Origin of the sequence: Streptomyces sp. AJS327, from assembly GCF_013450295.1 — a bacterium.
Classification (GTDB): Bacteria; Actinomycetota; Actinomycetes; order Streptomycetales; family Streptomycetaceae; genus Streptomyces.
The window spans coordinates 254,041-276,811 of sequence record NZ_SKBR01000001.1; the positions used below are offsets into that span (position 1 = coordinate 254,041).

Genomic DNA, 22,771 nt, shown 5'->3' on the forward strand with positions numbered 1-22,771 from the left:
GGGACACCAACACGTGGCCCAAACAGCTCAGTTCGCCACTCAAACCCCTGTTCTCCGTCGTATCGTCTCCGTACACTTGTGGCACAGGCCACATCCGATCTGGTCGGCCACGGAGGCCGACGGCTGGCAGCTGACGACTTTCTGTTGTCCCAGGGTGCTCGCGGAATCAGAAGATGGGGGAAGGCGTGACCAACGGGGAATCCGCAAAGCTGACGGCATTAGATCCTGATGTGACGGCCGGGCTGAATACCGATTTAGCGGCCGTTGAACAGATCATCCGGGATGCCGTCAAATGCGATGTGCCGCTGCTGCACGAGGCGTCCCGGCATCTGATGGACGCGGGCGGCAAACGCCACCGTCCACTGCTCACCCTGCTCGCCGCGCGCTTCGGCAACGCGTCCGACCCGGACGTCCTGCGCGCCGCCGCGGCCGTGGAGCTGGTGCACATCGCCGCCCTCTGCCATGACGACGTGCTCGACAAGGCCGCGCTGCGCCGTGGTGTGCCCAGTGTCAACGCGCGCTGGGGGGAGCCGGTCGCGATCCTGACCGGGGACTTCCTGTTCTCCCAGGCCTTCCTGCTGCTCGCCGTGGTGCCCTCGCAGGCGGCCCGGCTGGAGGTGAACACCTTCGCGGAGCTGGTCACCGGCCAGTTCCGGGAGATGGCGGGTCCGGCGCCGGAGGAGGACCCCCTCGACTACTACGTCACCATGGCGACGGAGAAGACCGCCTCGCTGATGCGCTCCTGTGTCCGGCTCGGCGCGCTGACCTCCGGCGCGGACGAGACCGCGGTGCGGGCGCTGGAGCGGTTCGGCGAGGCGCTCGGGGTCGCCTTCCAGATCACCGACGACCTGCTGGACCTCTCGGAGAGCGCGCAGAAGTCCGGTAAGCGGCCGGGCGCGGACCTCAACAAGAACGCCCCGGCGCTCCCGCTGCTCTACGCGGTGCGCGACACCGGTCCGGCCAGTGACCGGCTGCGGGAGTTGCTGGAGTCCGTCCCCGAGGGGAACGGGCTCGACGACGACGCCCGGGAGGAGGCGCTGGGGCTGCTGCGCTCGCATCCGGCGCTGGACCGTACCCGGGAGCAGTTGGAGACGTACGTCCAGCGGGCGAAGGACGCCCTCGCACCCCTGCCGGAGGGCCCCGCGCGCGACGGCCTGGCGGCGATGTGCGTGGCCGTGGCCCACCGCGCGGGATGAGCCGGGGGATTCGATGAGGCAGCGCGACACAGTTCCCGCGATACCCGGGACCGCGAGGGTCCCCCGGGCCGTCGCGGTCGTCACGAGCGGTGGGGTTGCGGTCGATTGAGCAGAGCAACCGCACTCCTGCGTGCCACGAGTGTCCGGTTCGCGGCCCTGTACTTCCTGCCCTTCTACACCGCGCTCGCCGCCGCCGGGCAGGCCCGCTGGCAGTGGGTGCTGGTGGGGGCGGGGTACTGGTTCGCGCACGGGCTGGGCACCGAGGCCCTTAACCGGCTGGCCGACCGCACCGAGGACGAGGTCAACCGACCCGAGCGCACCGCGATATGTCTTCGGGTCGGCTTCGGCAACCTGCGCCGCGCGGGGATAGCGGCGTGGATCGCCGTCGCGCTGCTGGACGCCCTGCTGCTGGTGCTGTGGCCCGATCCGGTGCTCGCCCTGTTCCTGCTGCTGGCCGGGGTCAGCGGCGTCAACTACTCCTACGGGCTGCGGCTGTCCCGGAACCGCTATCTGGCGCCGCTGCTGCTGACCTTCCACTTCGGCGGCACCTTCGTGATCGGCTGGGTGCTGGCCCAGCGGCACTGGGACGCCGAGGTGTGGCGGGAGTTCACCGGCTACCCGCTGCCGTTCTTCGTCGTCGGCATGGTGACCCTGCTGGCGCTGGGCGGCGCGAAGGACCTCACCGACCTCGCGGGGGACGCCCGGATCGGTTACCACAGTGCCTGGATAGACCTGGTGCGCCGGTTCGGTCCCTGGCTGGCCGCCGTGATGGTCGGCTCGACGTACCTGCTCGTCACGGTCTTCGTGCTCGCCGGGCGCTTCCCGCCGCGCTTCTGGCTCTGGCTGCTGCTGATACCCGTGGGCGCCGCGCTCGCCCGCTGTCTGTGGCGCGCCTCCTCGGCCGAGGAGCGCCTCGCCACCCGCGAGTTCTTCTACCAGTACTGGATGCTGTCGCTCGCGGTCGCCTCGCTGCTGTACGCGCCCGGCTGGTCGACCGCGCTCGCGGTCGGCTGCGTCGTCGCCTTCTGGGGGGCGGCCACCCAGCGGATGCACTGGTCCGCCGGGGTGCGGCGGGAGACCGTGCGGGCCGTCGTCACGCTGGTCCGCCCGGATCGCCGGGAGCACACCGGGAGTTCGGGCCGCCGGGGGGACGGTCTGGAGGCTGGGGCGCGGACCGCCGGAGCGGTGGCCGCCACCGGGCGGGAAGGGTTGGATATGGAAGGGAGAGCCCGATGACGGAGGGCGAGATCCGCGCGGTCGTACGGGAGAGCGCGCTGAGGATATTCGAGCTGGAGCCCGGGGAGCTCGCCGACGACACCGCGTTCGAGGCCGTGGGTGGGGACTCCATCCAGCGCCTGGAGCTGGTCTCGGTGCTCCAGGAGCAGCTGGGCGTGGTCTTCACCGTGGAGGAGGAGGTCGAGATCGTCTCGGTGCGGGCCGCCGTGGAGTACAGCCAGCGGGCGCTGGAGAAGTGACGGTGCGCCGCCGCGTGGTCGTCACGGGCCTCGGTGTGGTCTCGGCCCTCGGCACCGGAACCGCGGAGTTCTGGCCCGCGGTGCGGGAGGGCCGGGTGGGCACCGGAGAGGTCTCGCTGTTCGACACCGCGGACTGCCTCACGCACCGGGGCGGTGAGATCGCGGGCTGGATCCCGGGCGAGGAGCCCGGCACCGGCCCGCTGACCCGCAGCGAGTCCTTCGCGCTGAGCGCCGTCCGGATGGCGCTGCGCGACGGCGGCCTGCTCGACGCGGACGACCGGCGGCTGCCCGGCGGTTACCCGGCCGAGCGGATCGGCGCCGCCTTCGGCATCGTGGTCGGCAACCGGCCGGGGCTGGAGGGGCCGCTGGCCCGGCTGCACGCGGGCGAGGTCCCGGCGCTGCCGCCGGTCACCGCGCACGACCCGTTCCGGGTGAGCGGGCTGCCCGCCGAGCGCTTCGGGCTGCACGGTCCCCATCTGCTGTTGCCCACCGCCTGCGCGGCGGGCAACGGCTCCGTCGCGCACGCGGCCGAGGCGGTGGCGGAGGGCCGCGCCGACGCCATGGTGGCGGGCGGCGCGGACGAGCTGTCCGAGTCGATGTTCCTGATGTTCAACAGCTTCCGGGCGCTGGCCCCGCAGGCGGTGCGGCCCTTCGACGCGCACCGGATCGGGATGATGCTCGGGGAGGGATCCGGGGTGCTGCTGCTGGAGTCCGAGGAGGGAGCGCGGCGCCGGGGCGCCGTGCCCTACGCCGTGGTCGCCGGGCACGGCGCGTACTCCGACGCCCACCACATGACCGCGCCGCACCCGGCGGGGCTGGGTGCGGTCCGTTCGCTGCGCGCCGCGCTGGACGCCGCCGGGCTCGGCCCGGACGACGTGGACCTCGTCAGCGCGCACGGCACCGGCACCCCCGCGAACGACGCGGCCGAGGCGCGGGCGCTGACCGAGGTGTTCGGCGGGCGCGCCGCGCCGCTGCCGGTCACGGCCCTCAAGTCGCTGCTCGGGCACGCGCAGGGGGCGGCGGGGGCCATCGCCTCGGTCGCCTGCGCGCTGGCCGTCCGGGACGGGGTGGTCTGGCCGACCGCGAACGTGGACACCCCGGACCCGGCCTGTCTGGCCGAGCCGCTCGACCTCGTCCGGAAGACCGCCCGGGACACTCCGGTGCGGGCCGCCGTCAACAACGCCTTCGGCTTCGGGGGGAACAACTGCTGTCTCGTGTTCACCGCACCGGAGGCGAGCCGATGAGCGGGGTGGTGGTCAGCGGTGTCGGTGCCGTCACCGCCGTGGGGGTCGGCGCGGACGCGCTCTGGTCGCTGGTCGTCTCCGCCGGGGGCGGCAGCGCCCCGCTGAGCGAGCGGGTGCCCCAACCCCCGCCGGGCCTCGCGGAGTTGGAGCCGGTGCTGCTGGCCGGGCTCCCGGCCTACGCGCCGGAGGAGACGCTCGGGAAGCGCGGGCTGCGCACCCTCAGCCGGGAGAGCACCGCCTTCACCGTCGCGTCCGTCGCGGCCCGCCGGGACGCCGGACTGCCGGACGGTCAGGCCGGTCAGGCCGGTCAGGGGGGCCGGGAGAGCGACCCGTCGACGGGTGTGGCCGCGGGCACCACCTCGGCCGGACTGGAGGACTACGTCGGCCTGTTCGCGGGGCGGCTGGAGCGCGGGGTGGCCCGCGTCAACCCGGCGCAGGGTCCGCAGACCGGGCTGAACGCCCCCGCCTCGGTCGTGTCGATCCGCACCGGTGCCGCCGGGCCGAACCTCACCCTGGCCACCGGGCGGGCCGCCGCGCTGGACGCGCTGGCCGAGTCGGCGCGGGTGGTGCGCTCCGGAGTCGCCGACGTGATGATCGCCGGGGGAGCGCAGCTGCTCACCGACCCGGAGGTCCGGGCCCGCCGTTCCCAGGACCCCGCCTTCGGCACGGTCCGCGCGGCCCGTCCCTTCGACCGCGACCGCTCCGGGGCGCTGCCGGGGGAGGCCGCGGTCTCGCTGGTCCTGGAGGACGCGGCGGCGGCGCGGCGGCGCGGCGCCCCCGCGCTGGCCGAACTGCTCGGCGCGGGCTCCGCGTTCGGTGGGGCGGAGCCGGGCCGCCGGGCGATGGTCGCCGCGCTGTCGGAGGCCGGGGCGGAGCCCGGGGAGGTGGACGCCGTGGTGCTGTCCGCGCCGGGCTGTCCCGTGCTGGACGCGGCGGAGGCGGCGTCGGTCGCGGCGCTGGGCACCGGGGGGCCGCCGGTCTGCGCGGTGCAGGGCGCGCTGGGGGACTGCGCGGGCGCGACGGGCGCGGTGCAGTCCGCGGTCGCGGTGTTCGCCCTGCGGTACGGGCTGTTGCCCGGCACCGCGGGTCTGCGCGTCCTCGATCCCGCGCTGGCGCCGCTGACGGTGGTGCGGGAGCCCGAACACCGGGCGGTGCGGCGGGTGATGGTGCTCGCGCTCGACCCGCGCGGCTACGCGGCCGCCGTCCTGTTCGGCGCGGCTCCCGCGGCGGACCCGTCTCCGGCGTCCGGCCCGCCCGGCCCGTCCCACGCGAACTGACCGCCCCGCGTGGCCCGTCCCGTCATCCGTCCGTCCCGTCCCGTACGTCCCCGCTCACCGGAGGTGAACCAGCGTGACTCCAGCCCCCGTCGCCCCCGTGGGTGACGGCAACAGCGTCCACCGCTTCCTCGACGTCCACCTGGAGGAGGGGCGGGGCGAGGCGGTGTGTGTACGGACCGAGCACGAGACGTGGACCTACCGCGAGCTGCACCGCCGCTCCTGCCAGGCGGCGAACGCCTTCGCCGCCGCCGGGGCGGGGTACGAGACGCGCGTCGCCCTGGTCGCTCCGGACACCCCGGACTATCTCGCCTGTGTGCTGGGCCTGTTGCGGATCGGCGCGGTCCCGGTGCCGCTCGCCACCCAGCTGACCTCGGACGACCTCGCCCGGGTCTTCGCGGACTGCCGTCCGCTGCTGGCGGTGGCCGGACCCGAGCAGCTGGCCACCGTACGGGCGGCGCCCGGCGCGGCCGGGCTGGCGAAGGCGAGCTGGCCGCGCCGGGTGTGGGTGCTGGGCGAACCGCCGGAGGGGGCGGAGGAGCCCGCGCTGGACGCGGTGCTGTCCGGCGAGTCCGAGGACCGGCCGATCAGCCCGACCAGTCTGGACGACACGGCCGTCATCCAGTACACCTCGGGCAGTACCGGGGCGCCGCGCGGCGTGGTCCACCTGCACCGGGGGCTGCTGGCGCTGCTGGAGGGGCTGCCGACCCGGCTCGGGCTGACCGCCTCCGACCGCTGCCTGTCCGGGGCGAAGCTGTCCTTCGGCTACGGCTTCGGCAACTCCTTCCTCTTCCCGCTCGCGGCCGGGGCGAGCACCCTGCTGATGCCCGAGACGGCGGACGCCGCCCGGCTGTTGCGGCTGGTGGCCCGGGGCCGCCCCACGGTGCTGTGCGCGGTGCCCGCGCTGTACTCCGCGATGCTCGCGGTGGCCGACCGGGGCGCGGACGTCGACCTGTCGAGCGTCCGGCTCTGCGTCTCGGCGGGGGAGCCGCTGCCCGCCAGCCTCGCGGACCGCTGGCGCGAGCGGTTCGGACTGGAGATCCTCAACGGCCTCGGCTCCACGGAGTGCCTGCACATCTTCATCGCGACGGAGCCGGGGACCACCCCGCCCGGCAGCTCCGGCACCCTGGTCCCGGGCTTCGAGGCGGAGTTGCGGGACGAGGAGGGGCGGCGGCTCGGCCCGGGCGAGATCGGCCACCTCTGGGTGCGGTCCGAGGCGAACGCGGCCCGCTACTGGAACAACCACCCCGCGTCCGTCGCCACCATGGTGGGCGGCTGGACGCGGACCGGTGACCAGCTCAGCCGGGACGAGGACGGGGTGTTCTGGTTCGTCGCCCGCTCCGACGACGTCCTCAAGGCGGGCGGGTACAAGGTGGCGCCCACCGAGATCGAGGACTGCCTGCTGCGGCACCCGGCCGTCCGGGAGTGCGCGGTGATCGGGGTGCCCGGCGCACACGCCACCACCGAGATCGTGGCCTACGTCCGACCGGAGAGCACCCGGGACGGCGACGGCGCCCCGGAAGCGGCCGACCCGCCGGACGCGGCGGCGCTCCGCCGCGAGTTGCGCCGTCACGTCCGGGACGGGCTGGCCGCCTACAAGCGGCCGCGCGTCCTGCGGGTGGTGGACGACCTGCCGCGCACCGCGACCGGCAAGATCGCCCGGCACACCCTGCGGGCCGAGGCCGTCGCCGGGGCCGCCGCCCCCACCGACTGACCACCCGCCGGAGGCAGGGCGCCCGGCCGGGCCCGAACTCCCGGCCGGGGACGCCCGGCGCCCGGGACGTCCGCGCCCCGGTCCGGGCGCGCGGACGCGGCCGGACCGGGGCGGGGGCGGTGGTGTTCCGGGCCGTCAGGGCCCGGGCGCCCGGTGCGTCAGGGCACCAGGTAGTCGCGCAGGCCCTCCTCGAAGGGGGTCAGCCGCAGGTCGAACTCCTTGAGCAGCGGCTCGGTGTCGGCGACGAAGTCCTCCACCATGAAGTCCAGCGCGTTCGGGGTGATCAGCGGCCCGGGGAGCTTGGCCAGCAGCCGGGCGCCGGGCCGGGAGACCCGGTCCGGCACGGTGACGACGCGGCGGCCGCGGCCCACGAGGTCGAGCGCGGTGCGCAGCATGTGCGCCATGGACATCCGGTCGGGGCCGCCGATCTCGAAGGTGCCCTGCGGCCCGTCGCTGTCCATCGCCTGGCTGACGACGGTGCCGATGTCGTCCGCGAACACCGGCTGGTGGAGCTGGTCGCCGCCCTGGGGCAGCGGCAGCACCGGCAGGGCGCGGGCGGCCCGGATGATCCGGTTGATGCCGTTGTCGCGGGGGCCGTAGACGAAGGCGGGACGCACCACCAGGTGCTCCATCCCGGACTCGGTGACGGCCTGTTCGCCACGGCGGATGGCGCGGTAGTACGGCTTGCTGGGGTTCTCGGTGACGCCGACACCGGAGATGAACACGTACCGGCGCACCCCGGCGTCCCGGGCGGCGCGGACCAGCCGTTCGGTGCCGAGCCCGTCGTACTCCAGGAAGGTGTGCCGCAACTGCGGTCGTTCGAAGGGGTAGTTGGGGAAGTTGGCGCTCTGCACGACCACGTCGGCGCCCTCGACGGCGGGCCCGAGCGTGGTCGGGTCGAGCATGTCGCCCCAGCGGTAGCCGGCGTGGTGCGCCGCGAGCCGCTGGTTGTGGGTGACGACGGTGACGTCCCAGCCGGTGGCCCGCAGGGCCTCCACGATGGCGCCGCCGATGAATCCTCGGCCGCCGACGACGGCGGCTGTTCCTCGCTTGGCCATACCTCACCCGATAGGTCGTTCATGGATGGTCGGACGGTGGGACCGGCGGTGCGGTCCCCGCGCGGTCCCGGGGCCGTGGGCGGAGCGCCAACGCGCGGCCGGTGGCCGGTCGTTGGGGTCCGTTCGGGCCGCTGGCGGCCCGTGCCCCGGGGAGACGGGACGGGCGTGCGCCGGGCGTCCGGCGCACACCCCGCCGTCAGAGGAGCAGCATCCGCATCCGGGTGCTGAGCGCCGGGACGGACGGTGAGGCGAGTTCCCGGTAGAAGCGCTCCACCAGGCTCATGTCCTTCACCAGCCGGCGCACCGCGAGGTCACGGGCGGTCTGGATGCCGGGCGCCCGGTTGCTGAGCAGCCGGGCCCACTGGTTGGAGGTGCGCTGCGCGTACGCGACGCGGGCGCGGCGGCGCTGCTGGAAGGCGGAGAGCCGGGCGGCGCAGGTGTCCCCGGTGCGCAGCGCCTCCTCCACCACCTCGCGGAGGATCGGCACGTCCTCCAGGGTGAGCGAGCCGCCGAGGCCGAAGTGCGGCAGCATGCCGTGGGCGGCGTCGCCCATCAGCAGCGCGCCGTCCGTCGACCAGCGGGGGACCGTGATGTTCCACGGGCGGACCACCGCCGTCCGCCGCACCTGCTCGAAGGCGGCGGCAGGTTCCGGGTCGAGGGAGGCGTAGTGCCGCAGCGTCCGCTCGGGGTCGGTGGCCTCGGACTCGTGCGCCACGGTGTAGAGCCAGCTGTGCTCCTCACCGAGGCTGACGCAGCCGCCGGAGCCGGTGGACGACAGCGCCTGCCGGGACTCCCGGCTGGGCAGCGGGCCGCCGACGCCGGTGACGATGACCTGCCCGGAGGGCTGCCAGCGCGAGGAGGCCAGGCCGAGTTCCTCGCGCAGCCGCGAGTTGGCGCCGTCCGCGCCGATCAGCAGCGGCGTGCGCAACTCCACCGGGCCGTCGGCGCGTTCGGCGCGCAGCGTCCAGGAGGCGCGCTCGCGCACCAGGCTCCAGTCCTCGACGGAGTCCAGGATGCGGACCCCGGCGCGGAGCGCCGTGTCGCGGAGGATCTCCTCCAGCCGGGACGGAAGGATTCCGAGGAAGGTGCCGCAGCCGAGTTCGTCCAGCCGGACGCTCAGCCAGGTGTCCTTCTTTCCGGAGACGAACCAGGTGAGGGATTCCAGTTCGGAACCCGCTTTGGCGGCCTCGGGCAGCGCGCCTAACCAGCGCAGGGTGCGGGTGCCAGGGGGCCAGAGCAGGAATCCGAACACATCGGAAGCCGGTTTGCGGCGTGCTTCGACAATGGCCGTGTCGAATCCGGAATCAGCCAGCGCAATGCCGGTGGCCAGACCGGCGAGCCCGCCACCGACAATGGTGACATCGGGCTTTTCTTTCGCGCTCACCATGTCGGGCTACGGTCGGACATGAGAATCCTCAGCGCCTGAGAGTGACAACGAACGGCCCCCACACTTGCACTTCCGTGAGGGCCACGCAAGGCCGTTGCGGCCAACTCCCCGGTTTCCCATGCCGATTGCTCGGAAAACCGGGGTGGAAACCGGGGGTGGGGCCCACCGGGCGGACCGGGGACTCAGCACGCGCGCATCCCCAGCAGGCTCTGGCCGGCCATCAGCTGGTCCGTCCGCACCTGGCCGAACCCGGCCTCGCGCAGCTCCGGTTCGAGGTCCTCGGCCCGGGGCAGCGCGTAACAGCCCTGGGTGCAGGCGAGGACGAGGTCGAGCCCGAGCGCGCTGACGCTGGTGCCGTGGAACATCGAGACCAGCACCAGGGTGCCGCCCTCGCGCAGCGCCGCACGCAGGGTGCGGAACAGCTCGGGCCGTTCCTCCGGCGCGAAGTAGTAGATGTTGTTCATCAACAGCACGACGTCGTACGGGCCGTTCAGCTCGGCCTCGCGCATGTCGCCCTGGCGGACCTCGAACCGGTCGGTCAGGCCCCAGCGCTTGAGGTTGCCCTGGGCCAACTCGACCGAGGCGGGCTGGACGTCGAGTCCGGTGCCGCTGGTGCCGGGCTTGCGGGAGGCGGCCCGCAGGTAGACGCCGCTGCCGCAGCCGAGGTCGAGGACCCGGGTGCCGGGCACCTCCTGGACGGTGTCGGTGACGTACCCCGCGACGACGCTCTCCGCGATCCGCGAGGACTCCGCGATGGTGCCCGCGTGTTCGCCGAGGTAGTCGCCCAACTCGCCGCCGCGCAGCCGCTCGGGAAGGTGGCGGTAGACCGAGCCGTGGTACTCGACCTGCTCGTCGATCAGGGCGCGCAGCACGCTGCCGTTCCGGCCGACCAGGGCCTTGGCGCGCTTGCCCCGGAGCCGGTAGCTGCCTCCGCTCTCGCTCAGTTCGCCCACGGAAACACCGAGTTCCAGCATGAGCCGGAACTGCTGGTGCCGGGTGATTCCCAGTCGTTCGGCCAGCCCGTCGGCGGAATTCGGAGTGCGCAATTCCGTTAACAGTCCCAAATGTGCTGCCGCGTGCAGAAAATGCGTCCTGGCGAAAGCCTGGGAGTCCCGCAGCAGAAGCGCGTGCGCGGTGGGATCGGGTTGTCCGAATGCGGCGTTGAGAGTCCTACGCCACTTGCTGGTGGGCACCGCCGGTTCTCCTTAGGTCGGAAAGGGTGAGAAAGAATCGGAGTAGCCTTAGCGTAGATCTCCCGCTTGACGCGTACCAGACGCCCGGTACGGTCACTTTCGCGCGAGACGGCGCCATGATCTTTCGTGAGCGGGTTTACGGAGCGGATACGGAGCGAGGAGGCCCCGGTGTCAGAGAACCCCTTGGAGCACGCGTCGAGACGGCGGTTCGTCGGTGGAGCGGTCGGCGCCGGTGCGGTGGCCGCCTTCGGGCTGGGGGCCTCCACCGCGGGCAGCGCGCGGGCGGCCGAGGCCAAGGGCCGGGAGGTGGCCGTCTTCGGCGCCGGCGTGGCCGGGCTCACCGCCGCGCAGGAGCTGGCCGAACGCGGCTTCCGGGTCACCGTCTACGAACGCAAGGAGCTGGGCGGCAAGTCCCGCTCCATCCCGTTCAAGGGCAGTGGCACCGGCGGCCGGAAGGACCTACCGGGCGAGCACGGCTGGCGCTTCGTCCCCGGCTTCTACCGCCACCTGCCCGAGACGATGGAGCGCGTCCCGGGCGCCTCCGGCGGCAGCGTCCACGACCATCTGCGGCCGGTCGAGGGCGTGCTGTACTCCCGTACCGGCGGCCGGGAGGACCTCCAGCTGGAGTCCGCCGCGAAGGACCTCCCCACCCCGGAGGAGTTCCAGCGCCTGATCGTGGCGATGCTCCAGCAGGTCACCGCGCTGCCGATGCGGGAACTGCTGTTCTTCGCCCGGCAGATGGCGATCTTCGCGACCAGTGGGCAGGCCCGGCGGCACGGCCAGTGGGAGAAGACCACCTGGCAGGACTTCATGCGGACCGAGCGGATGAGCGAGGAGTACCGCAAGATGTTCGTCGAGGGGCTGACCACCGCGCTGGTCGCCTCCCGTCCCGACATGGCCTCAGCCCGCGCCACCGGCATCCTCACCGAGCTGTACTTCTACTCCCTCGCGGGCAAGGGCAGCACCGAGCACATGGGCCGGGTGCTGGACGGCCCGACCAGCGAGGTGTGGATCGGCCCCTGGGTCGAGTACCTCCGCGAGCGCGGCGTCACCTTCCGGGTGGGCTGGGAGGTCGAGGGCCTGTCCCTCACCGACGGCCGGATATCCGGCGCCCGGGTCCGCGACGCCAGCGGCGGGCGGCGGAACGTCACCGCCGACTGGTACGTCTGCGCCATCCCCGCCGAGCGGGCCCGGAAGCTGTGGAGCGCCGAGGTGCGCTCCGCGGACCCCGCGCTGGCCAGGATGGACGAGCTGCGCACCGAGTGGATGAACGGCATCCAATTCTACCTGGACAAACCCACGCCCGTGGTGAACGGCTTCGTCGACTACGTCGACTCGCCCTGGGCGCTGGTCTCCTACAGCCAGGCGCAGAACTGGGACCGGGACCTCGCCGCCGACTACGGCGACGGCAGCGCCCGCGAGTGCGTGTCGGTGAACATCGCGCACTGGGACAACCCCGGCATCGTGTACAAGAAGCCGGCCCGCGAGTGCACCCCCGAGGAGATCGCCGAGGAGACCCTCGCCCAGATGCGCGCGGCGCTGGAGGACACCGGCCGCACGGTGCTGCCGGAGTCCGCCGTGCGGTCCTGGCACCTCGACCCGGCCATCACCCACCCCGGCGACGGCTCCACGGCCCGCAACGACGAACCGCTGATCGTCTCGGTGGTGGGCTCCTGGGACGCCCGTCCGGAACCGGCGAGCGCCATCGGGAACCTCTTCCTCGCCGCCGACTACGTTCGCGACAACCTCAGCTGCGCCACCATGGAGGGCGCCAACGAGACCGCGAAGCGGGCCGTCAACGCCCTGCTGGAGGCGGCCGGTTCGGACGCCGACGGCTGCGTGACGCACGACCTGTACGCGCCGCCGGAGTTCCGGCTGCTGCGCAAGGCGGACGACGCGCGCTACAAGCTCGGGCTCGACCACGTGCTGGACACGCCCTGGCCGTAGACCGCCCCCGCTGACGACCGGCGCTGACGGTCGGCGCGAGCGGCGGACGGCGAGCGGAGCGCGAGGGGGCCGTCACCCACCACGGGTGACGGCCCCCTCGCGCTCCCGGCCTCAGCGGCGGCGCAGCACCATCCGCAGGCCGCCCAACGGACGCAGTGTGACGGTCGGTTGCAGCTTCGGCACCCCACCGGGGACCAGGTCCAGCCGGAACCGCTGGGCGATCATCGCCAGCGCCACCGCCGTCTCGATCAGCGCGAAGGTGTTGCCCACACAGCCGCGCCGCCCGCTGCCGAACGGGATGAAGGCGTGCCGGTGCCGTTCGGCCCCGCCGCCGGGCAGGAACCGCTCGGGCGAGAAGCCCTCCGGGTTGTCCCACGCCTCGGGGTGCCGGTGCACCAGGTACGGCGGCACCGCGACGGTGCTGCCCGCCGGGATGGGCACCCCGTCCACCTCGTCGTCCTCCACCGCGTTCCGCTCCAGCGTCCAGAACGGCGGGTAGAGCCGCATCGCCTCGCTCAGCACCGCCTTGGTCCACGGCAGCCGGTCCAGGTCCGCCACCGACGGCGGGGCGCCGCCGAGTTCGGCGTCCACCTCGGCCTCCAGCCGCTCCCGCGCCGAGGGGTGCGCGGCCAGGAGGTACAGCGCCCAGGTCAGCGTGGTGGCGCTGGTCTCGTGCCCGGCCATCAGGAACGTGACGACCTCGTCCCGGAGTTGGCGGTCACTGATCTGACCGCCGTCCTCGTAGCGGGCGTTGAGCAGCGCGTCCATCAGGTCGCGCTCGTCCTCCCGCGCGGGGGCCGCCCGCCGCTCCGCGGTCAGCCGCTCCACCACCTCGTCGATCGCCCGGACCGTGGCCCGCCACCTGCGGTAGCCGGGGGTGGTGCGCAGCCCCAGCATCGGCGCGGGCAGCAGCAGCGGGTTGCGCATCGCGGTCACCGCGAAGTCCTGCATCCCGGTCACCGAGGACGAGATCCGCGCCCCCGGACGGGTCAGGTCGGCGCCGAACAGCGCCTCGCCCACGATGTTCAGCGTCAGCAGGCTCATCGCCTCCGACGCGTCGACCAGCCGCCCGTCCGGCAGCCGCTCCCACTCCGCCAGCGTCTTCTCGGTGTTGCGCACCATCACCGGTTGCAGGGCGCTGACCCTGCGGTAGCCGAACAGCGGCTGGATCAGGCGGCGTTGCCGCTCCCACAGCGCGCCCTCACTGGTGACCAGCCCGTCGCCGAGGAAGATCCGCAGCGGCTTGTAGGTGGCCGCCTTCCGGTAGTTGTCCTGCCGGGAGACGAACACGTGCTCCGCGTGGGCCGGATGGCTCAGCAGGAACAACGGGTGGCCGGGGATCGGGATCCGCACCCGGTCCCCGTACTCGCGGTACAGGCCGATGGCGGCGGCCAGCGGATCGCGGCCGATCGCGGCCAGCAGCCCGGGCGCCGCCCGCCGCGGCGGCCCCGGCACCCCGCCCGGCAGCGCGCGCCGCGCCGCGTCGGCTGCTGAGCGCCGTGCCGAACCTCCGGACGTGTCCGGCGAGTTGGCCGCCTCCCGCGGCTCGCCGGACCGCGTCGCGTCCTGTGACTCCGGTGACACCTGTTCCCCCTTCGCGTCGCTCCACCGCTCCCCGCGCCCCTCCGGGCCCCTGGCCCTCACGCCCTGCGGCGCAGCGCCATCGCCATCTCCTGCGGCGGCCGCAGGGTGACCGTCACCTTCGGCACCGGGTCGAAACCGGGCAGCAGGTCCAGCCGGTAGCGCTGGGTGATCATCGCCAGCGCCACCACCACCTCAATCAGCGCGAAGGCGTTGCCGATACAGCCCCGCCGTCCGCCGCCGAACGGGATGAAGGCGTACTTGTGCCGCTCCCCGGACCGCTCGGGCAGGAACCGTTCGGGCGCGAACGCCTCCGGGCTGCTCCACACCCCCGGATGCCGGTGCACCAGGTACGGCGGGACGATGACGGTGCTGCCAGCGGAGACCGGCACCCCGGCCACCTCGTCCTCGGCGATCGCGTCCCGCTCCACCGTCCACACCGGCGGGTAGAGCCGCATCGACTCGCTCAGCACCGCCCGCGTCCACACCAGCTTGTCCAGGTCCTCCTGGGTGGGGGCGCGGCCCGCCAGCACCGAGTCGACCTCCTCCTCCAGCCGTTCGCGCGCCGCGGGGGAGGTGGACAGCAGATACAGGGTCCAGGCCAGGCAGTTGGCGCTGGTCTCGTGTCCCGCCATGAAGAACGTGACGATCTCGTCCCGCAGTTGGACGTCCCCGATCCCGGTGCCGTCCTCGTGCCGGGCGTTGAGCAGCGCGTCCAGCAGGTCCCGTCCGTCGCTCTCCGCCCGGCCGCTCCGGCGGTCCGCGATGACCCGGGTGACCACCTCGTCGATGGTGGCCTTCGCCTGGTCCCACTGCCGGAAACCCGGGCTGGTGCGCCGGGCCGCCTTCGCCGAGACCCAGGTCAGCGGGTTCTTGATGACCTTCGTGACCGCGTCCTGGAGGGTCTCCACCGCGTGGTAGATCCGGTCCCGGTCGGCGGTCAGGTCCGCGCCGAACAGCGTGGCGCCCACGATGTCCAGCGTCATCCCGCTCATCTCCTCCGTGGCGTCCACCACGGAGCCCTCCGGCCGCTCGTCCCACTCGCGCAGCATCCGCTCGATGGCGTCCACCATCAGCGGCTGGAGCGTCGAGACCCGCCGGTGCGAGAAGAGCGGCTGGATCAACCGCCGCTGCCGTTCCCACAGTTCACCGTCGCTGGTGATCAGGCCCAGCCCGATCCACTCGCGCAGCGGACGGTAGGTGAACGCCTTCCCGTACCGCTGCTGCCGGGCCACCAGGATGTGCTCGGCGTGCTCCGGACGGCAGAACAGATGGATGTTCCGCCCCGGCGCGAACGGGATACGCACCGCGTCCCCGTACCGGCTGACCGTCTGGTACATCGACCGCAGCGGGTCGGAGACGGCCAGCCGCAGCAGACCCGGTATCTGGTGTGGTGCTGGTCCCGGCGCGTTACGCGGCACGGTTGCTCCCCTCGTCCGCGGGCGGCCGCCACACGGCCCCGGCCGCCCGCTGCTTGACCGTACGGTGGTGTCGAAGGCGCCCGGGGCGACCGCGGTCACTCATAGCCGATGGCCCGCACCACGTTGAGCTTCCCGGCGCGCCGCGCCGGTGGGACGGAACCCGCCATCGCGATGACGATCGCCCCGACGGCCAGCGCCAGCGCGGCCGGTGCCACCTCGAACGGGATCTCCATCGCGACGGACGTGGCCATCACCCGCGTCGACAGCGCGTGCAGCACACTGCCGACCAGCACCCCGGCGACCCCGCCGACCAGGCTCACCGCCGCCGCCTCGGCGAGGATCACCCGGCGCACGTAGCGGCCGCTGCCGCCCAGCGCCCGCAGGATGCCCAGCTCCCGGCGCCGCTCCACGACCGCCAGCATCAGCGTGTTCAGCAGCGCCAGCGCCGCGACCCCGGCGATCACCCACTGGAGCGCCAGCGCCAGCGACTGGATCTGCCGCACCGCGGTCTCCATCGCGTCCACCGCCTCGTCCCCGGTGAGCACGTTGACCGGGTACGGCCGGGCCTCGGCCGCCGCCTCCAGCCGCTCCTGGACCGCGCCCGCGTCCGCCCCCGGCTCCAGCAGCACCTCGTAGAAGGAGGCGCCGGACTGCCCGTACCACTCGGCCAGCCGGTCCATGGACAGCGCGACCAGCCCGGCGTCCATGCTGACGTAGTCGACCACGTCCGCGATCCTGATCCGCTGCTCGCCCTTCGGGGTGGGCAGCGTCAGCCGGTCACCCCTCTCCAGCCCGTTGTCCTTCGCGAACGCCCGCGAGACCACCGCGCCGGAACCGTCCCGCAGCGCCTTCCTGGCCGGGCCGTCCGCCAGCCGGTAGGCGGTGGAGTTGCTCGGCCCGCCGACGCCCTGGAGCAGCGCCCGCTCGTCGTCCAGGTTCAGGTAGGTGAACTGGCCCGCGACCACCCGCTCGACGCCCTTGACCTCGGCGAGCCTCTCGCCGTCCGACGCGGGCATCAGCGGCCGCACCGGCAGCACGTCGGCGGAGGCGCGCTGCACCACGAAGTCCGAGTCCGCCAGCGTCGACACGTTCTCCGAGGCGGCGTCCACGGTGTTCTGCGAGGCACCGGTGGTGGCCGCGCCGATCGCCACCGCCAGGCACACCGTCATGCCGGTCGCCCAGGCGCGGCGCGGCGCCCGCGCGACGGCGGTGGCCGCGATCCGGCCCGGGCCGCCCAGTCGCGCGGCCACCCAGGCCGTCAGCCGCGTCACCTCCGGAATCAGCGCGTACGACAGCAGGATCACGCCCACCAGGAACAGCGCCCCGCTGCCGAACGACCGCTCGTCGTCGAAGGCGAGGGCCGTCCCCAGCGCCATCACCAGCGCGATCACGCCGAGCAGCAGCGTCAGCGTCCGCCCCGGATGCCGCTCGCCCTCCCCGGTGTCGGCCGCCGGATCGGCGGTGCGCATCGCCTCCACCGGCGACACCCGCGACACCCGCCGCGCCGCCAGCCAGGAGGCCGCCAGTCCCGCGCCCACACAGGCGAGGACGGCGGCGGGCACCGCGCTCGGCGGGACCGCGGTGGTGATCCGCGCGTCCACCGCGTCGGTGATCACCGGGGGCAGCGAGTCGACGCTCGCGCCCGCGATCAGATAGCCGAGGCCGCTGCCGAGCGCCGCCCCGGCCAGCGCCAGCACCAGCGACTCCAACAGGAAGTCCCGCATGATCGGCCGCCGCCGGGAGCCCAGCGCGCGCAGCGAGGCCATCTCCGCGCGGCGTTCCGCCGCCGACATGTTCATCGAGTTGAAGATCAGGAAGCCCGCCACGACCAGCGCCATGAAGGCCACCAGCAGCGTGACGTTCCGCACCAGCGCCGTCGCCTTGTCGGCCTGCTCGGTACGGAACGAGGTGTCCGAGACGAACGCCCGCGGCCCCAGCTCCTTCGCCAGCCGGTCCCGAACCGCCCCGGCGTCGGCGCCCTTCTCGGTGACGACCAGCACCGACTCCACCCGGTCACCCAGCCCGGCCAGCCGCTGCGCCACCGGCAGCGGCGCCACCAGGTACTGGCCGTCGTTGACCTGCCCGGCGGCCGAGCCCTTCAGCACCCCGGCGAGCGGCATCCGCTGCGTCTGCCCGGCCATCGACTGGATCCCGAGCGGCTTGTCCCCGGGCACGTCCAGGTTCGGCCCGGCGAACAGCGCCGAGTCCCCGCCGTTCCCGGAGGGTTCGGCGGTCATCTCGCTCAGGTCGCTGCGCAGCGCGGACGCCCGGGAGTCGGCGCCGAACAGCAGCACCCGCTCCCCGTCGACCCGCACTGGCGCGCGCACCAGCGGAACGGCGGTCTCCACCCCGTCGACCTCGTCCGCGCGCTTCGCCTGCGCGGCGCTCAGCCCGCCGTCGGTACGGCCGGTGACCTCCAGTTCGGCCTCGCCCGCCACCTGGCCGGTCAGCCGTCCCACCGAGCCGCTGACCGAACCGTAGATACCGAGGACGGAGACGATCAGCGCGGCGGAGACCGTCAGCACCCCGAGCGAGAGCGCGGTACGTGCCGGATGCTGGCGCAGATAGCGGAAGTTGAGGAGCCGCAGCCGGGACAGGATCACGCGGGCGCCCCGGATCACCGGGCCCTCCCGTCCCCGATGAACTTCGCCACCACGTCCTCCGGCACACCGTCGGAGACGATGTCGCCGTCGGTCAGCAGCACCGAACGGTCGCTGCGCAGCGCCGCGTCCATGCTGTGCGTGACCATCACCACCGAGCGGCGCGCGTCATCGTGCGCCAACCCGGCGAGGAGGTCGAGGAGTTCGTCCCCGGTACGGGTGTCGAGGTTCCCGGTCGGCTCGTCCGCCAGCAGGATGGTGGGGTCCATGATGAGCGAACGGGCGATCGCGACGCGCTGCATCTGGCCGCCGGACATCTCGCCCGGCCGGTGGTCGGCCCGTTTGCCGATCCCCACCTTCTCCAGCAGCGCCACCGCCTCCTCCCGGACGTCGCCCAGCTTCTCGCCGTCCAGCAGCCGGGGCACCGCCACGTTCTCCCAGGCGGTCAGCGCCGGAAGGAGGTTGAAGAACTGGAAGATGAATCCGACCCGTTTGCGGCGCAGGTCCGAGAGCTGGTCGTCGTTGAGCGTGCCGAGTTCGGTGCCGTCCAGTAACACCCGCCCGGAGGAGGGCGCGTCCAGCGCCCCCATCAGGTGCAGCAGGGTGCTCTTGCCGGAACCGCTGGGGCCCAGCACCGACACGCACTGCCCCTCCTCGATGCTCAACGACACCCCGTCCAGCGCGCGTACGGGCTGATGGCCGCGGTAGTAGTCGTGTACCACGCTGTCGAGCTGGAGTCTGGCCATGTACCGGTGCTCCCCTCAATGAGCCTCATGGAGGCCGACCACCACGCGATGGGACGGGTGGCCTCCCTGCCCTGTGCGGTGACTGGCGTGCGGCACCCGGAGGGGGAGACCGGCCGAACGCCGGATCAGCCCTCCGGGCAGGGGTCAGTCTCGCTGAGACGTGTGGAGTAATCCAGTTCACATGTGGCGACCAGCGACGGGTTCCCGGGGTCCCCCGTGCGCGATACCATCCGCCACCCAACTCCCGCCCGCCCCACCCCACATGACGCCGTCGCAGGCCAAGCCCCCTGTCCGGGGCGGGAGCCGGACTCCGTCCCCGCACGCCCGCCGACGGACCCGGGGCCGGGCCGGGGGCGAGGGCCGGGGTCGGCCAGGGGTCGCGCACGGGGCCGCGCACGGGTGGTTCAGCCCACCCGGGGGAGGCGGCGGGCGGCCGGGACGAACGTGGTCAGCAGCGCCGCCACCGCGGCCGCCGGGGGCAGCGCGTAGGGCAGGGCGGGAGCCCAGTGCTCCGTGGCCCAGCCGCCGAGCGCCGACCCCAGCGCCACCCCGCAGAGCAGCGCGGTCACCGCGAGCGTCATCCCCTCGTTGAGCCGCGCGGCCGGGGTGCGCTCCTGGAGGAGGGTCATCCCGGTCACCATGGTCGGCGCCGTGGCCATCCCCGCGACCAGCAGCGCCACCCCCAGCACCAGGAGACTGCCCAGCCCCCAGGCGGTGAGCAGCGGCAGCGTCAGCAGGGCCGCCATCGCCGCGACACAGCGCGGCAGCCGCCGTTCGGCGGTCAGCCGGGGCCGCAGCGCGCCGAACGCCAGCCCGGCCAGGCCCGATCCGGCGGCCTGGCAGGCCAGCACCACGCCACCCGCGGCCTGTTGGCCCCGGGAGTCGGCGAAGCCGACGGTCACCACCTCCAGCGAGCCGAACACCGCGCCCGTGCACAGGAAGGTGACCAGCAGCGGCGGAACGCCCGGCAGCCGGATCGGGGCCCGGCCCGTCGAACGGCCCGACTCCCCGCGTCCGGCCGGCGGTTCGGTGGAGCGCTGCGCGGTGAACAGCGCCATTCCGACGACGAGCAGCGCCACCCCCGCGAGGGTCCCCGCCTCCGGGAAGAGCGCGGTGCACAGCAGCGCGGCCAGGACCGGTCCGAGCATGAAACACATCTCGTCCAGGGCCTGTTCGAGCGAGTTGGCGGTGTGGCGCGCGCCGCCGCCCGGCCCGTCGCCGGGGTGCAGGTGGGCCCAGCGTGCCCGGGACATCCCCCCGGTGTTGGGGGTGGTGGCGGTCGCCGCGTAGGAGGCGAACAGTGTCCAGTGCGGGGCGTCGTAGTGCACACAGGCGACGAGCGCCAGCGAACCGCAGGCCGCGAGGAGCGTCGCGGGCAGCGCGATCCGCGCCTGGCCGTACCGGTCGACCATCCGGGCGGTCAGCGGGGCCACCACCGCCGTCGCGGCCAGACCCGTCGCGGTCACCGCCCCGGCCAGCGCGTAGGAGCCCCGGGACCCGGCGATCATGATCACGGCGCTGATGCCGAACATCCCCATCGGCAGCCGCGCGAGCACGCTGCCCAGCGTGAACGCGACCGTGCCCGGCCGCCGGAACAGCCGCCCGTACGGCGCGGCCCACCGCGTGACCGTCCCGCGCCGCCCGGAGGCGGCCGTCGGCGCCCCGGACTGTCCGGGCCGCCGGGGAGGCCCGGGACCATCCTCGGCGGCGCCCGAACGTCCGGTGTTGGTAGGGGAGTTGGTGGCGGGAGCCGGACGGGGGCTGCCGGGGCGGCCCCCGTCGGCCGGGACGGGCTCCGCCGGCGGCGTACGGCCGTCGGCGGGCAGGGGGACGACCGCGCGGTCCGGGCGCGGGGAGGAGCGGGGGGAATCGTGCGGCATGGCGCCAGCCTTGTCGCGCGGCCTCCGGAGGTCCAACACCGGTTCCCGCCAACTCACGCACTCCGGTTGTTAGTCTGCCGCGATGCCCCCCGACCCCGCGGACCCCGCCAGCAGCCCGGTACCGGTCAGCTCCCCCGGGCACACCGGTCCCTTCGGCCCCGCCGACATCGACCCCCGGCAGCTGCGCGCCTTCGTCGCCGTGGCGGAGGAACTGCACTTCACCCGGGCCGCCCACCGGCTGCACGTCGCCCAGCAGGCCCTCAGTCGCGACGTGCGGCGACTGGAACACCGTGTCGGCGCCGCCCTGTTCGCCCGCACCACCCGGCGCACCGAACTCACCGTCGAGGGCGCCCGGTTGCTGCCGTACGCACGCCGTGTCCTGACCGCCCACGACGAGCTGCGCGCCGCCTGCTCCCGCGAGCAACGCCCGCTGGTGGTGGACGCCTCGGCCCCGGTCAGCACCGGCCAGCGCGTCCTGGACGCGGCCCGCGACGCCGCACCCGACCTGGAGTTCGTCGCCCGCTACCACAGCGGCCTGACCGGCGCCGCCACCGCCCTGCTCAGCGGCGAACTGGACGCCTCCTTCGGGCGGGTGGCCGGACTGCCACCCGCCACGCTGGCCTCCCTCGACCACACGCTGGTCCGGTACGAGCGCGTGGCGGTCCTGCTGCCCGAGGAGCACCCGCTCGCCCGGCTCCCCCGGATACCGGCGGCCCGGCTTGCCGGAGAGACCCTCTACGTCGGCGCGGGCAACCCGGACACCGTCGAGTGGACGGAGTACGCCCGCGCCCTCTTCGCGGACGGCACGGGACCCGCCGCCGGGGCGCGGCCCGCCGACCCCTTCCCGAGGATCGAGGGCGAGGCGGAGTTCGCCCGGCTCGTGCGGAAACGCGGCTGGCTGGTGCTGGCCAGCGAGGTGTTCACCGAGGTTCCCGGCACGGTGCTGCGCCCGGTGACCACGCCGCGGCCGCTCTCCCCCGTCTCCCTGGTCTGGCGCGCCGGGCTCCGGCACCCCGGACTCGACGTACTCCGCGCCACCGCCCGGGAGTTGGGCACGGCGGACGGCTGGCGCCACCGCCCCGCCGACAGCTGGCTCCCCACCCCCGACGCCCAACTCCACACCACCCACCAGAAGTCGTGACCGGCTCCTAGCGGGCCAGCTCCTCAGGAGGGGACGGCGCCAGGTGCGTCAGGGGTCGGTACTCCGTGAACCCTTTCCATCTTGATCGGGTAGCGAGTTCGAGCGCGACGACGGCACGGACGACGGCTGTGATCCGGGTGGTGCCGCAACGGAGTTTCCGCGGGAGCCCCGGCACTTGAGGGTGGCCATGGCACGTTCGCCGAGGCTGCGGACATCGGCGTGATCGCGGTTGCGACGGCGACGCCATCCACGCGGCCCCTCGCCCGGAACGGGACGCGGACAGCGGGGCCCGCGCCCTGATACGCCCTATCCGTAGGGCTGGTCGGCAGCGATGCGGTCGATCGGCAGCACGGTGCCGTCGAGGATCACGTATGCCTTCTTCCGCACGGCCGTCATGGCATGCTCCAGCGTGGGCGCGAGCGCGGCCGGGAGGTCGACGGCCTCGCGTAACAGGTGCGGACTGCCAGGCGGACCGCGCGGGGAGGGGCCGGCGCGTGCGGGGCCAAGGAAGAGGTGGCAGCTGACGTGGCCGCGTCCGTAGAGTGACGGGATGGGACTCTTCAAGCGCAACAAGGCGACGTCCGGCCTGCTGCTCGTGTCCGACAGGGGCATCAAGCGAGTAGAGACCGCCTCGTTCGGGATGGATCTCGTGCAGGAGGTCGCTCGTCTTCTCGGTTCGGAGCACATACGCTCCACCAAGCTCGGTGAGGAGCTCACCCTCTGGTACGCCGAGGACGGCCCGGGTCGGGCGCGCTCCGGCCCGCCCAACCCCGTGGTCAGCCGGCTCGTGGCCGATCACGGCGCGGTGCCCGTAACCGGTCCCGCCGTCGTCACCGGTCCGCTGCTGTACGGCAGCCCGTACCCGCTGAGCGCCGAGGAGATCACGCGGGTCTCGGGGCGCCTGCACGGATAGC

Annotated in this window: 17 protein-coding genes and 1 pseudogene; 9 read left to right on the forward strand and 9 right to left on the reverse strand. The window is 73.8% G+C overall.

Translation table 11 applies throughout. From position 1 onward, the window contains the following. Window positions 1–185 precede the first annotated feature (185 nt). From E0L36_RS00930 to E0L36_RS00955, 6 genes are all read left to right on the forward strand, one after another. The gene (locus E0L36_RS00930) at window positions 186–1,196 is read left to right on the forward strand and encodes a polyprenyl synthetase family protein (RefSeq protein ID WP_308416585.1); all 1,011 of its coding nucleotides are present in this window, start codon (window positions 186–188) and stop codon (window positions 1,194–1,196) included. A gap of 105 nt (window positions 1,197–1,301) precedes the next feature. Then, a complete protein-coding gene (locus E0L36_RS00935; RefSeq protein WP_180926944.1) occupies window positions 1,302–2,432 on the forward strand; it encodes a UbiA family prenyltransferase in 1,131 nt (376 codons plus the stop codon). Continuing rightward, entirely contained in the window at window positions 2,429–2,671 is a 243-nt protein-coding gene (locus tag E0L36_RS00940; protein ID WP_180926945.1) for an acyl carrier protein, read from the forward strand. Before E0L36_RS00935 ends, E0L36_RS00940 begins: the two co-directional genes overlap by 4 nt. Before the next feature lie 2 nt (window positions 2,672–2,673). Then, complete coding sequence (locus E0L36_RS28155; protein WP_180926946.1) at window positions 2,674–3,915, forward strand: beta-ketoacyl synthase; 1,242 nt, start codon at window positions 2,674–2,676, stop codon at window positions 3,913–3,915. After that, window positions 3,912–5,192, forward strand: a complete 1,281-nt coding sequence (locus E0L36_RS00950; RefSeq protein ID WP_180926947.1) for a beta-ketoacyl synthase N-terminal-like domain-containing protein — start codon at window positions 3,912–3,914, stop codon at window positions 5,190–5,192. The genes E0L36_RS28155 and E0L36_RS00950 overlap by 4 nt, the downstream gene beginning before the upstream one ends. Window positions 5,193–5,265: 73 nt before the next feature. Continuing rightward, on the forward strand, window positions 5,266–6,903 hold the full coding sequence (locus E0L36_RS00955; protein ID WP_180926948.1) for a benzoate-CoA ligase family protein: 1,638 nt from the start codon (window positions 5,266–5,268) through the stop codon (window positions 6,901–6,903). Between the two features lie 158 nt (window positions 6,904–7,061). Here the strand turns inward: E0L36_RS00955 and E0L36_RS00960 are convergent, their stop codons facing one another. From E0L36_RS00960 to E0L36_RS00970, 3 genes are all read right to left on the reverse strand, one after another. Continuing rightward, window positions 7,062–7,961 carry an NAD-dependent epimerase/dehydratase family protein gene (locus tag E0L36_RS00960; RefSeq protein ID WP_180926949.1) on the reverse strand — a complete coding sequence of 300 codons (900 nt, stop codon included), beginning with the start codon at window positions 7,959–7,961 and terminating at the stop codon, window positions 7,062–7,064. 196 nt (window positions 7,962–8,157) lie between these two features. Next, a complete protein-coding gene (locus tag E0L36_RS00965; protein WP_180926950.1) occupies window positions 8,158–9,345 on the reverse strand; it encodes an NAD(P)/FAD-dependent oxidoreductase in 1,188 nt (395 codons plus the stop codon). 185 nt (window positions 9,346–9,530) lie between these two features. Continuing rightward, window positions 9,531–10,394, reverse strand: a complete 864-nt coding sequence (locus E0L36_RS00970; protein WP_180926951.1) for a cyclopropane-fatty-acyl-phospholipid synthase family protein — start codon at window positions 10,392–10,394, stop codon at window positions 9,531–9,533. Between the two features lie 315 nt (window positions 10,395–10,709). On the opposite strand from E0L36_RS00970, the gene E0L36_RS00975 reads away from it, so the two are divergent. Further along, window positions 10,710–12,488: an FAD-dependent oxidoreductase gene (locus E0L36_RS00975; RefSeq protein WP_180926952.1), complete on the forward strand. Its 1,779-nt coding sequence runs from the start codon at window positions 10,710–10,712 to the stop codon at window positions 12,486–12,488. A 111-nt stretch (window positions 12,489–12,599) separates the two neighbouring features. Here E0L36_RS00975 and E0L36_RS00980 read toward each other — a convergent pair whose 3' ends face one another. The 5 genes from E0L36_RS00980 to E0L36_RS01000 all read right to left on the reverse strand — a co-directional run bounded on the left by E0L36_RS00980 (window position 12,600) and on the right by E0L36_RS01000 (window position 20,716). Then, a complete protein-coding gene (locus E0L36_RS00980; protein WP_308416586.1) occupies window positions 12,600–14,072 on the reverse strand; it encodes a cytochrome P450 in 1,473 nt (490 codons plus the stop codon). A gap of 56 nt (window positions 14,073–14,128) precedes the next feature. Then, window positions 14,129–15,490: a cytochrome P450 gene (locus E0L36_RS00985; RefSeq protein WP_180926953.1), complete on the reverse strand. Its 1,362-nt coding sequence runs from the start codon at window positions 15,488–15,490 to the stop codon at window positions 14,129–14,131. A gap of 95 nt (window positions 15,491–15,585) precedes the next feature. Then, window positions 15,586–18,111, reverse strand: a complete 2,526-nt coding sequence (locus tag E0L36_RS28160; RefSeq protein ID WP_180926954.1) for an ABC transporter permease — start codon at window positions 18,109–18,111, stop codon at window positions 15,586–15,588. Then, a complete protein-coding gene (locus tag E0L36_RS00995; RefSeq protein WP_180926955.1) occupies window positions 18,108–18,836 on the reverse strand; it encodes an ABC transporter ATP-binding protein in 729 nt (242 codons plus the stop codon). The genes E0L36_RS28160 and E0L36_RS00995 overlap by 4 nt, the downstream gene beginning before the upstream one ends. A gap of 404 nt (window positions 18,837–19,240) precedes the next feature. Next, complete coding sequence (locus E0L36_RS01000; protein ID WP_180926956.1) at window positions 19,241–20,716, reverse strand: MFS transporter; 1,476 nt, start codon at window positions 20,714–20,716, stop codon at window positions 19,241–19,243. Between the two features lie 82 nt (window positions 20,717–20,798). Here E0L36_RS01000 and E0L36_RS01005 point away from each other — a divergent pair, with 82 nt between their 5' ends. Further along, the gene (locus tag E0L36_RS01005; protein WP_180926957.1) at window positions 20,799–21,857 is read left to right on the forward strand and encodes a LysR family transcriptional regulator; all 1,059 of its coding nucleotides are present in this window, start codon (window positions 20,799–20,801) and stop codon (window positions 21,855–21,857) included. 7 nt (window positions 21,858–21,864) lie between these two features. Here the strand turns inward: E0L36_RS01005 and E0L36_RS27285 are convergent. Then, window positions 21,865–22,301, reverse strand: a pseudogene (locus E0L36_RS27285) (hypothetical protein); the annotation flags it as partial. A gap of 106 nt (window positions 22,302–22,407) precedes the next feature. Between E0L36_RS27285 and E0L36_RS01010 the strand changes: the two are divergent. Continuing rightward, window positions 22,408–22,770: a hypothetical protein gene (locus E0L36_RS01010; RefSeq protein ID WP_180926958.1), complete on the forward strand. Its 363-nt coding sequence runs from the start codon at window positions 22,408–22,410 to the stop codon at window positions 22,768–22,770. Window position 22,771 lies beyond the last annotated feature (1 nt).